The organism is Cryomorphaceae bacterium 1068 (assembly GCA_027214385.1).
Lineage (GTDB): Bacteria > Bacteroidota > Bacteroidia > Flavobacteriales_D > Cryomorphaceae > JAKVAV01.
The window spans coordinates 169,934-181,135 of sequence record JAPVXR010000001.1 but is presented as its reverse complement, the minus strand read 5'-3'; the positions used below and the strand labels follow the sequence as shown (position 1 = coordinate 181,135).

Annotated in this window: 9 protein-coding genes; 5 read left to right on the top strand and 4 right to left on the bottom strand. The window is 43.4% G+C overall.

Translation table 11 applies throughout. The features are described from left to right. Positions 1–10: 10 nt before the first annotated feature. Both rpsG and rpsL read right to left on the bottom strand, forming a co-directional pair. Complete coding sequence (gene rpsG / locus O3Q51_00675; GenBank protein MCZ4407303.1) at positions 11–481, bottom strand: 30S ribosomal protein S7; 471 nt, start codon at positions 479–481, stop codon at positions 11–13. Between the two features lie 13 nt (positions 482–494). Continuing rightward, positions 495–869, bottom strand: a complete 375-nt coding sequence (rpsL, locus tag O3Q51_00670) for a 30S ribosomal protein S12 (protein ID MCZ4407302.1) — start codon at positions 867–869, stop codon at positions 495–497. 245 nt (positions 870–1,114) lie between these two features. Between rpsL and O3Q51_00665 the strand changes: the two genes are divergently transcribed. From O3Q51_00665 to O3Q51_00650, 4 genes are all read left to right on the top strand, one after another. Next, positions 1,115–3,439 (top strand): UvrD-helicase domain-containing protein, encoded by a 2,325-nt coding sequence (locus O3Q51_00665; protein ID MCZ4407301.1) that lies wholly within the window; start codon positions 1,115–1,117, stop codon positions 3,437–3,439. Between the two features lie 90 nt (positions 3,440–3,529). Beyond that, entirely contained in the window at positions 3,530–4,168 is a 639-nt protein-coding gene (locus O3Q51_00660; protein ID MCZ4407300.1) for a DUF4290 domain-containing protein, read from the top strand. 3 nt (positions 4,169–4,171) lie between these two features. Continuing rightward, positions 4,172–5,479, top strand: coding sequence for a UDP-N-acetylglucosamine 1-carboxyvinyltransferase (gene murA, locus O3Q51_00655; GenBank protein ID MCZ4407299.1), 1,308 nt, complete (start codon positions 4,172–4,174; stop codon positions 5,477–5,479). A gap of 40 nt (positions 5,480–5,519) precedes the next feature. Further along, on the top strand, positions 5,520–6,083 hold the full coding sequence (locus O3Q51_00650; GenBank protein MCZ4407298.1) for a TlpA disulfide reductase family protein: 564 nt from the start codon (positions 5,520–5,522) through the stop codon (positions 6,081–6,083). Positions 6,084–6,168: 85 nt separating this feature from the next. Here O3Q51_00650 and O3Q51_00645 read toward each other — a convergent pair whose 3' ends face one another. Both O3Q51_00645 and O3Q51_00640 read right to left on the bottom strand, forming a co-directional pair. Then, complete coding sequence (locus O3Q51_00645; protein MCZ4407297.1) at positions 6,169–8,058, bottom strand: hypothetical protein; 1,890 nt, start codon at positions 8,056–8,058, stop codon at positions 6,169–6,171. A 236-nt stretch (positions 8,059–8,294) separates the two neighbouring features. Further along, positions 8,295–10,190, bottom strand: a complete 1,896-nt coding sequence (locus O3Q51_00640; protein ID MCZ4407296.1) for a carboxypeptidase-like regulatory domain-containing protein — start codon at positions 10,188–10,190, stop codon at positions 8,295–8,297. Positions 10,191–10,359: 169 nt separating this feature from the next. On the opposite strand from O3Q51_00640, the gene O3Q51_00635 reads away from it, so the two are divergent. Beyond that, positions 10,360–11,202, top strand: a complete 843-nt coding sequence (locus O3Q51_00635) for an ABC transporter permease (GenBank protein MCZ4407295.1) — start codon at positions 10,360–10,362, stop codon at positions 11,200–11,202.

Sequence of the window (11,202 nt, the reverse complement as noted above, 5' to 3'; positions counted from 1 at the left end):
TGACTATGTTCTAGAACCTAAAATGAGAGAAAGCACGGTTTGCCTCTGCCATTCTGTGGGTATCTTCTTTTTTCTTGTAAGCTGCTCCTTCTTCTTTAGCAGCAGCGATAATTTCATAAGCCATTCTCTCGCTCATGGTCTTTTCATTTCTCTTTCGAGAATAGCTGATCAACCATTTCATAGCCATTGAAAGTTTACGGCTATCGCGAATAGGCTGTGGAATCTGAAAAGTAGCTCCACCTACACGGCGGCTTTTCACTTCAACGGCAGGAGTAACGTTTGTAAGAGCTTTCTTCCATACGTCCAAACCTTGTTCTTCCCCACTTTTCTCATCAACGATGGCAATCGCGTCGTAAAAGATTGAGTAAGCAGTATTCTTCTTGCCCGCGTACATCATGTTGTTCACGAACTTGGTCACCAACACCTCGTTAAACTTCGGGTCGGGGAGAGTGATGCGTTTCTTTGCTGTCTTTCTTCTCATGACTCAGATTCCCTTATTTCTTAGGTCTTTTTGTTCCGTATTTAGAGCGACGTTGTGTACGACCGTCAACACCGGCAGTATCAAGCGCGCCACGCACAATGTGGTAACGCACACCCGGAAGATCCTTTACTCTTCCTCCACGCACCAACACAATACTGTGTTCTTGCAGGTTGTGACCTTCACCCCCGATGTAGGCGTTCACCTCTCTTCCGTTGGTCAAACGCACACGCGCTACTTTTCTCATTGCCGAATTCGGCTTCTTTGGTGTGGTAGTGTATACACGCACACAAACTCCTCGGCGTTGAGGGCATGATGCTAAAGCGGCTGACTTACTTGTCTTTGCTTTTGTTACTCTTCCTTTTCGTATAAGCTGCTGTATCGTTGGCATATCTTAAACTTGCTCTTAATCAGTGTTTTTCGGCGCAATGCGCTTAACCCCTAGCATAATTGGGGCTGCAAATGTACAAGAATAAATCAATTATACAACAGAGGATTTGAGAGTTTTTTAAGAGTTTGTAAGAAATTGCTTTTCACCCCTACTACACTCAGCTTTCGGATACTTATTTCGTCTTTGTTTACAAGGATTTTCAATACGAAGATCGGTATCAAAATCGAAACTGTATTTTTGCATCAATGGAATATTTGGATTCTCTAAATACTGCCCAAAAAGAGGCAGTCATCAATACAGAAGGACCTACAATGGTCATCGCGGGCGCCGGATCAGGAAAGACACGAGTCCTTACATACAGAATCGCTTACCTTATTAATAAAGGAGTAGACCCGTTTCAAATCTTAGCCTTAACCTTCACAAATAAGGCAGCCAAAGAGATGAAAGAAAGGATTGCTTCCATCATAGGTTCGAGCGAAGCGCGAAATATCTGGATGGGAACCTTTCACAGTATTTTCGCAAGAATACTCAGAGTAGAATCTGAAAAGCTCAACTACCCTTCCAATTTCTCTATTTACGATACTCAAGATAGCCGTAATCTTTTGAAGAGTATTGTCAAAGAAATGGGGCTAGACGACAAACTTTACAAAGCGAGTTTTGTCCAGAACCGGATTTCGGCGGCGAAGAACAACCTCATCTCACCGAAAGCATACAGAGAGCACGCGGAAATCATGAGTGATGACGAGATGGGTGGCCGACCTAAACTGGTTGAAATCTATTTCGAATACAATAAGCGCTTGTTCAAGTCTTCAGCGATGGACTTTGATGATCTATTGTATAAAACGAATGTCTTGCTAAGGGATTTCCCTGACGTTTTGTATAAATACCAACACAAGTTCAGATACCTCCTGGTTGACGAGTACCAGGATACCAACTTCAGCCAATACCTTATAGTAAAGAAACTCGCTGCTCTCAATGAAAACCTTTGCGTGGTTGGGGACGACGCCCAGAGCATCTATGGATTTAGAGGGGCCAATATTCAGAATATTCTCAATTTTAAAAAGGACTACCCCGATTATGGTCTTTACAAACTCGAACAGAACTACCGCTCTACAAAGCGTATTGTAGGTGCCGCAAACAGCGTTATTGATAAAAACCGCGACCGCATAAAGAAAGATGTATGGACTTCCAATGATGAAGGAGAAATCATTCGTGTGGTTCGCAACCTATCTGACAATGAAGAAGGGCTATTCGTGGCCAATGACATCTTTCAAGAAAAGAATAACGCTAGGCTAGACAATAAAAGCTTCTCTATACTATACAGAACAAACTCCCAAAGTCGTTCGATGGAGGAGGCCCTGAGGAAACTTAATATTCCTTACCGCATATATGGAGGTCAATCTTTCTACCAAAGGAAGGAGATCAAAGACTTACTGGCTTATTATCGACTTACTGCCAATCCGAACGACGAGGAATCGCTGAAGCGAGTGATAAACTATCCCACTCGTGGAATTGGAAAAACGACCTTGGAGAAAATTACAATCAAAGCCAACGAGCTGGACAAAAGCATGTGGGAGATCATGACGACCTCTCGAGATGAGCTTGATGTAAATTCAGGTACGAAAGCAAAGCTGGCCAACTTCACAACGATGATGAAGAGCTTTTCTGCCCAATTGCAGACGGAGGAAGCCTTTTCCTTGGCCGAACATGTTGCGAAAAGCACGGGCCTCCTGCGCGAGCTCTATGCGGATAAAACGCCGGAGGGTTTGAGTCGTTTTGAAAACATCCAAGAACTCTTAAACGGGATAAAGGAGTTCACTGAAAGTGAGCGACCTGAATTTGATGGGAAAAAGCCAACACTCAGCGACTTCTTGTTAGATGTTGCTCTTTTGACCGATGCCGATCAGAACGATGACGATGATAACAAGGTAAGTCTCATGACTATCCATGCATCAAAAGGTCTTGAGTTTCCCTATGTCTACATCGTCGGGCTGGAAGAAAATCTATTTCCTTCTCAACTCTCGCTGAATGAAAGAAGCGAATTGGAAGAGGAGCGCCGACTATTTTATGTGGCATTGACGAGGGCTGAGAAAAAAGTCACCCTTACTTATGCGATGAGTAGATACAAGTACGGCAGCTTAAATTATTGTGAGCCCAGCCGATTCATCGATGAGATAGACACGCAATATGTAGATTTACCTGAGACTGAAGAGAGAAATGCACCTTCGTCCTTTGACGAGACCCCTTGGGGCGGATTCGGATCTTCAGGAGGCAACTCATTTGCCAAAAGGCAGAACTTCAAGAGAAAGTCTGAAACCAAACCACAAACACCTCAACCATCTGTACCGAAAAATCTCAAAAAAGTGAGTCAGACAAGTGCAGCGGTAGGAAGCACGCTACCTCCCGGATCTGTCGTAGTCGGAACGAAAGTGGCGCATGCTAAATTTGGCAAGGGAAAAGTGGTTAATCTTGAAGGAGAATCGCCAAATGAAAAAGCAACGGTCTTTTTCCCTACGGTTGGACAAAAACAGCTCCTTCTAAAATTTGCCAAGCTAGAAATCGTTGAATAGGTCGAAAACTTGGTTAAATCCTTTTTAAAGAATTAATTCATCTTTACTTTGCACAGCATTAGCCGTCTTATCTGACGAGAAAATCACCATATGAAATTAACTTACAATAGTACGCGGCCCGATTTAAAAATATCGGAATATGGCCGTAGTATCCATACAATGGTCGCACATTGTGTCACCATAGAAGATAGAGATGAACGCAATAGATGTGCGCGTTCCATTATTAAAACCATGGGAAACCTTTTCCCACAACTTCGTGACGTAGAAGACTTTAATCACAAATTGTGGGATCACCTACACGTGATGTCCGATTTTAAATTGGACGTGGAATCACCTTATCCCAAGCCTACTCCGGAGTCATTCGAATCAAAACCGAAGAAAGTAGGTTACCCCAAAAACGATATTCGTTTAGGTCACTATGGTAAGACTATCGAAAAGCTTCTCGAACAAGTCCTCTTGATCGAAGATGACGAAGAGCGTCAAAAAGCTACCATCAGCATGGGCAATGTAATGAAGCGTGCTTATGTGGTTTGGAACCAAAACAGTGTAAGAGATGAAGTGATAGCTTCAGACTTGCAGAAATTATCAAACGGCAAGTTGAAGCTGGAAAACCCCGAACAAGACCTGGAATCTACCCAAAAGGTGATACAGCAAATGGGAGTCAACAAGCCACCCCAAAGACAGAACCAGAGAAAAGGCCAAAAGAAACGACGCAAAAAAAGAAATTAAAGGATGGGTGCATTTGAAATTATCGGGGGACAAAAATTAAAAGGTGAGATTATTCCCCAAGGTGCAAAAAACGAGGTTCTTCAAATCCTTTGCGCTGTGCTGCTAACTCCTGAAAGGGTTGAAATAGAAAACGTTCCCGATATCATTGATGTCAATAAACTGATCGATCTCCTGCGCGATTTGGGAGTAAAGGTGGAGAAGCTGGGAAAAGAGCACTATGCCTTCACTGCTGAAAACGTAGACATAGAATACCTCCATACCGAGACATTCAAAAAGAAAGGCAGCGGTCTTCGCGGTTCAATTATGATCGTCGGTCCTCTACTCGCTCGATTTGGAAAAGGATATATCCCAAAGCCCGGTGGAGACAAAATAGGTCGAAGAAGACTGGATACTCACTTCATCGGGTTTGAGAAACTCGGTGCCAAATTCAATTACAATCCCGGAGAGCAATTTTACCAAGTAGAAGCTGATAACCTCAAGGGCACTTTCCATCACATGGATGAGCCTTCCGTAACCGGTACTGCCAATGTTATTATGGCGGCTTCCATGGCCAAAGGCACTACCACTCTTTACAATGCGGCCTGCGAACCATACATTCAGCAACTTTGCAAAATGCTGAATGCAATGGGAGCTAAGATCGAAGGTGCGGGTTCCAATCGCATTACCATTGAAGGTGTTGAATACCTCGGGGGAACTAAGCATAGGGTGCTTCCCGACATGATCGAAATCGGCAGTTTCATTGGATTGGCAGCAATGACCGGTTCCGAAATTACTATCAAAGATGTCAACTATCCGATGCTTGGGATTATCCCTGACACCTTCAGAAGGTTGGGAATCAAGATGGATTTGAGGGGAGATGATCTCCACATTCCGGCGCAAGATCATTACGCTATCGATACTTATATTGATGGTTCTATCATGACCGTATCAGACCATCCGTGGCCTGGATTTACACCTGACTTATTGAGCATTGTTTTGGTTGTTGCCACACAGGCAAAAGGATCGGTATTGATCCATCAAAAAATGTTTGAAAGCCGTCTTTTCTTTGTGGATAAACTGATCGATATGGGAGCACAGATTATCCTTTGTGATCCGCACAGAGCCACGGTAATTGGATTGGACAAACAGGTAAACCTCAAAGGAATATCGATGACCTCACCTGATATTCGTGCGGGAGTTTCACTTTTGATTGCAGCACTTAGCGCGGACGGTAAGAGCACCATTCACAACATTGAACAAATTGATAGAGGATACCAAAATATAGACACCAGACTACAGGCCTTGGGTGCAAATATCAAGCGCATTTCGTAATTTGGTACGTCTTTTGACTAAACAGGCAAAAAAAATCATCATGAAAATATTGACAACAAGCATAGCAATTATAGGGTTGGCGGTACTTACAGCATTCAGCGTAAGCTCCAATAACGTAGATAAGAACACCCCAGTAGAGCAATCAGGCGAAGTAGGGCTTAACATCGGCGACATCGCTCCTGAATTATCCTTTGAGAGTCCTGATGGAAAAATGTTGAGCCTTTCTGACCTCAAGGGAAATGTCGTTTTAATCGACTTTTGGGCCTCGTGGTGCGGACCGTGCAGAAGAGAAAATCCAAATGTGGTGAACGCCTACAACAAATACAAGAAGGCTAAATTCAAGAATGCCAAAGGTTTTGAGATTTACAGCGTAAGCCTTGACAAGGCCAAAGACAAGTGGGTGGCAGCTATTGCCCAAGACAAGTTGGCTTGGAAATACCACGTAAGTGATCTAGGAGGATGGAGTTCTAAGCCTGCTCAGATTTACAATGTGCGCAGTATTCCTCAAAGCATTTTGATTGATGAGAATGGTGTAATTCTAGCCAAAAACTTAAGAGGCCAGTATCTCGATATGGCTTTGGATGAATTGGTAGAGAGTTTCTAAAGCATCTTAAAATACTTCAATTAATAGCGCCGACTCAGTTTTGAGCCGGCGCTTTTTTATAATCGAACGGATCCCTTTGATCTATTTATTCGTTTTCGGTAACAAGCATATTGATTACTGCTTCATCCGGGGCGTATGTACTTGTAGGCGTAGTGCTCAAATGAGATTCATAAACTTCAACTTGAATGCTGAATCCACCAACATTGGAGAGACTGCTGAGCTCTCCTTGAAATAAGTAAAATGAATCTGAATTGATGTACTGAATTTCAGAGGCATTAAATAAGGCACTTGAAATGGTGACGATAAGGTATTCGCCATCCGCACTGTAGCCACGTAAATCAATATCAACTGTACCACAAACTGTCCAGGAAGTATCGGATAATGTTCCGAAACTTAAGCCAAAGAAATCTTCCGCAAAAAGGTACTCGGTAGATTCATTCCCACCATTAAAAGCATAAAGAACACCACAATTCCCAATATTTGCTTGAACCACATCAAATTCCAGTTCATTCTCCCCGTCGGAATAGATGAGGTACTCGATAACCTCTTCGGCATCACAGAAGTCAATCTCTCCAGCTTCTACCAGTGGGCTTTGTTCAATATTGTATGGAAGAATCAGTTCTTCCGCCTCCGTAAGCTCTGAAATATCAAATGCGTTGATGAAAACCTGGCCTTGATCCAGACATGGTATAGCCAAGTCCCATTCACCATTTTGATTTGTAGTTGTGTAGTAGCCGAAGTTACTGCCTGGCAGATTAACTATTACCAAAATGCCTAAAAGTGGGTCAGAATCGCAACCCACTACAGTTCCTTGGAATTCAACGATCCCAAAATCATATGTGGAAAGCTCTAAAGGTACCTCTCCCATGTCGACATCATCGGTAAAAGGACCTATTTCGGTTGAATACAAAATTTGATTGCAATCACCTGATTCTACGATAAAAGTGAGCAATTCATTTCCTGGTACTATTCCACTAAAGTATCCGTCTTGATCGACCTGAGTCGAGGCAAAACCACCGTCCTGCCTCTCAATCTTGACCCGAGTGTCAAAGAGTGGTATGCCTTCGGGTTGTAGATATAAATGTCCTTCCAAAAAGACTGAGTTCACGGAAACATCACAATTCCAAAAACTAAAGTGACCTACTTGTCCAACATAAGAATTCCCACTTCGAGTCGCTACTCCTTCCTCTTGCCATATGCCTGCCGTCTGGTCGAAGTACCACAAAGGAATACTCTGAGGTGCATGTGAAGCATGTGTTTCGGGTAGCGGTAATGTTATCGTTGCTTTTCTTCCACCGGCCAATTGCAATTTCTGTCCGTTGGAAGCGGCCGAGAGCTCTACACCCACCATTCCGTATGTGATCATCCCAACCGCTTCGCCTTCATCATCAATAGCAGCTAGCGAACCCGGCATGTATGACATCAATGAAGGATCAGACGGATCAAGGTAGGTCGATGCCACCAAGACTTCTCCCGAGTATGGCTGACCTCCGCTCGTAACCAATTCCCCCGCGGGGAAGGAAACGGTTGGTCCTCCGGGAACATTGATTACTCCTCCCGATGCAGTAGAGAAAAAACCATTTACTATCTTTTGAATTAGGGCAATGTCCACGTAGTTCGTTTGGTCTGCTCTGGGTTTTAATGCTCGAAACTGATCGAACATACCGTTGTACTCCACTTTAACCAGAGCATAGTTGTCATCTACTGCCGCGTCTTCTATTTGGTAAAAACCCTGTGCGTTGGAAATGGTTATCGAACCACCTGCACTTACTGTAGCGCCCGCTATTGGTGCTCCTTGTTGATTCGTTATTCTACCTCTGAAATCTACACTGACTGTCTGACCCGAAGTGTGAGAGTTTTCTACGATTCCAACAGGGTTGCCTGACGCGGACATCGTGTCCATGTCGTCTTTGTCATCCTTGCATGAGAACAGCACAAGGGCCGCCAGGAATAAGATCCGATTGTATTTTTTCATGGTCGTGTTTGGTTAGTGTGGTTAAACTTATGTTTAACAATATAAAAAGCCCATTTCAATCAATACCAACAATTACCCGTCAATCTTACACTCCTAAATGAAATCCTCACAAATTTTTACCCGATCAGGTCAACTGTTATCTGAGTATGAGATAGAGTGTCGGACATTAATGATAGACAGAATAAAAAAGCCATCTGTTTCCAGATGGCTTAATAATTCATTACCCTGCGTCGTTTCTACTCTTCATACACGACAAGAAAGTCAATATTGACCTCATCCGGCTCGTAGGTACTGAGCGGAGTTGTACTCATATCGTCTTCATAAATATTGACTTCAGTCACTCCCGAAAAGGCTTCTCCATATGTCATAGTCGCTTCCAATAGAGTAGTCGTTCCATCTTCTATTTGTTGGATGATATCAAATATGGTCTGTCCTGCGGGAACGCTCGCCACTAAGTAGTTTCCATTGGAGAGATAACCTCTGATTTCTATCTCTAAGGAACAAGCTCCCCAAAAATCTAGCGAGTCACTAATATCGAAGTTGAGTAATCCTATTCCATCGGTATAATCCGTAGACCCACTCCCTTGCAAAAACGCAGCCAGTTCTCCACACTCCTCGTCGTCTGATGGTATGAATTCCACCTCATCAAAAGACAGCTCATTGGTCCCGTCGGAATAATTTAAGTATTCAAAAATCACTTCTCCGTCACAAAGAGCAACTTGCCCCAGATCATATTGCTCTGACTCGCTCAGTTCGTAGTCTAAACTAAAGATTTCTCCTTGAATCAATTCAGACAAACTGAAAGGCTCAAAAACGATTGTTCCTTCTTCCAAACAAGGAATAGAGGCTGAGTAGAATCCGAACTCATCCGTAACAAAGTAGCCGTTCACATTACTTCCTATCTCTTCGTATGTAATAAAAACATTCTCCATTGGTTCACCATCGCAGTCCACAATCGATCCCGAAAGACTAATAATACCTAAGTCGATACTTGAAATTTCTAATTCGATTTCTCCAAGGTCAGTATCCTCCGAGAATGGTCCGATTTCATCTTCATACAAAACTTCATCGCACTCACTGGCTATTACTTCAAACTGCAAAATTTCGTCAGAAGGAATTATCCCACTGAAATAACCCTCAGCACCGACTTGAGCCCAAGCCGACGATCCATTGGGACGAGTGAGTTTGACTAGAAGAGAACTGATGGGAAAATCACTTGAAGATAAAACCAAATTACCTTCCAATACGGCCGTATTTACTGACACATCACAATTCCAAAAAGAGAAATGACTCACTTGTCCTACGTAAGAGCTTCCCTGTTTGGAAGCCTCGCCTTCTTCTTGCCAAATACCGGCAGTCTCATCAAAGTACCAAAGTGAAATACTCTCAGGTGCGTGTGAAGTATGTGTTTCGGGTAGCGGTAAAGTCAGTGTAGCTTTTCGATTACCTGCCAATTGTAATTGTTGTCCATTGGTGGCACCCAAAAGTTCAACCCCTACCATTCCGTACGTGATCATTCCCACAGGCTCACCATCTTCACTCACTGCTGCTAATGAGCCGGGCATATAAGACATGAGCTCAGGATCAGACGGGTCCAGGTAGGTGGTAGACACGACCACTTCGCCTGAGTAAGGTTGACCACCTGTAGTGACCAATTCTCCTGCAGGAAAAGAAACTGACGCGCCTCCCGGTATATCCACGACCCCACCGGAGGAAGTAGAGAAAAAACCATTGGCTACCTTATCAATCATGGTAATGTCGACCAAATTGGTCCCACTTTGCTTTGGCTTCAAAGCTCGAAACTGATCAAACTTTCCACCGAATTCTACTTTGACCAAGGCGTATTGATTGTCGACAATGGCATCAATAATTTGGTAAAACCCTTGTGCATTGGTAATGGTTACCGAACCACCTGCACTTACTGTAGCGCCCGCTATTGGTTCTCCTTGTTGATTCGTTATTCTACCTCTGAAATCTACACTGACCGTCTGACCGGAAGTGTGAGAGTTTTCTACGATTCCAACAGGGTTACCTGACGCGGACATCGTGTCCATGTCGTCTTTGTCATCTTTGCATGAGAACAGCACAAGGGCTGCCAGGAAATAAATAATGGATAGTTTCTTGGTCTTCATAATAGGTTAATTGTTGATTAGATAAGGTATTGGAATGACGAAAACTAACGGAACAAGTTGTATTCAATTCTTAAAGCCCTCCATTGGAAATTGAGAGATAGACTATTTAATGCAGGTTCAAGTGGAGACACCCTCTCAATCTTAGGGTAAAAACTATCTTTGCCATCGAATGGAAAGAAGAGTATACACGCCACATTCAAACATCCGTAAGCCGTGGGTGATGGTACGCGAAATGGCCATCGATATCCGGAAGGGAAACGACTTAGCAAAGCGGCTCACCATTCGCGATATTAAAGCACTTTATCGGCAGAGTTTTTTGGGTATTCTCTGGGCCTTCATTTTGCCGTTGGCCAATACATTGGTATGGATTTTCCTGAATAATAGCGGCATTGTTTCCATGGGCGAAACGGCTATTCCCTATCCTATTTACGTTTTTTCCGGCACCATGATTTGGGCCATATTCATGGAAAGCATGCAAGCCCCCATTGAAAAAACAACACAGAATAAAAGCATTCTTGCAAAAGTGAATTTCCCTCGTGAAGCACTCATCGTTGCCGGAATCTATCAAGGGCTTTTCAACGCGGGAGTAAAAGCAGTTATCCTCATTGTAGCACTTGCTATCATGGGCTATTTCAGCGGATGGTCGCTACTTCTTTTCCCAATCGGTGTCATATCACTGGTACTTGCAGGTACAGCCATCGGACTTATGCTGACACCGCTGGGGATGCTCTACACAGATATTAGTAAAGCAATCCCGCTGGTGATGCAATTTTTGATGTTTTTCACTCCTGTGGTTTACGCCATTCCGGAGGAAGGTCTTTCTGGTGAAATCTTGCGTAACAATCCTGTTACACCCCTCATAATGACTACCCGAGATTGGTTGACAGGAATGGAACCCGAATTTCTGAATAGCTTCATCTGGATTAACTTAATAGTATTGGTCCTATTGGCACTTGTCATGATAGCATACAGATTGGCTATGCCTATCTTGATCGAACGAATGAACGCATAG

Coding starts and splice junctions, on each gene's coding strand:
- rpsG (MCZ4407303.1), bottom strand. CDS start 481: ATGAGAAGAAAGACAGCAAAGAAACGCATCACTCTCCCCGACCCGAAG.
- rpsL (MCZ4407302.1), bottom strand. CDS start 869: ATGCCAACGATACAGCAGCTTATACGAAAAGGAAGAGTAACAAAAGCA.
- O3Q51_00665 (MCZ4407301.1), top strand. CDS start 1,115: ATGGAATATTTGGATTCTCTAAATACTGCCCAAAAAGAGGCAGTCATC.
- O3Q51_00660 (MCZ4407300.1), top strand. CDS start 3,530: ATGAAATTAACTTACAATAGTACGCGGCCCGATTTAAAAATATCGGAA.
- murA (MCZ4407299.1), top strand. CDS start 4,172: ATGGGTGCATTTGAAATTATCGGGGGACAAAAATTAAAAGGTGAGATT.
- O3Q51_00650 (MCZ4407298.1), top strand. CDS start 5,520: ATGAAAATATTGACAACAAGCATAGCAATTATAGGGTTGGCGGTACTT.
- O3Q51_00645 (MCZ4407297.1), bottom strand. CDS start 8,058: ATGAAAAAATACAATCGGATCTTATTCCTGGCGGCCCTTGTGCTGTTC.
- O3Q51_00640 (MCZ4407296.1), bottom strand. CDS start 10,190: ATGAAGACCAAGAAACTATCCATTATTTATTTCCTGGCAGCCCTTGTG.
- O3Q51_00635 (MCZ4407295.1), top strand. CDS start 10,360: ATGGAAAGAAGAGTATACACGCCACATTCAAACATCCGTAAGCCGTGG.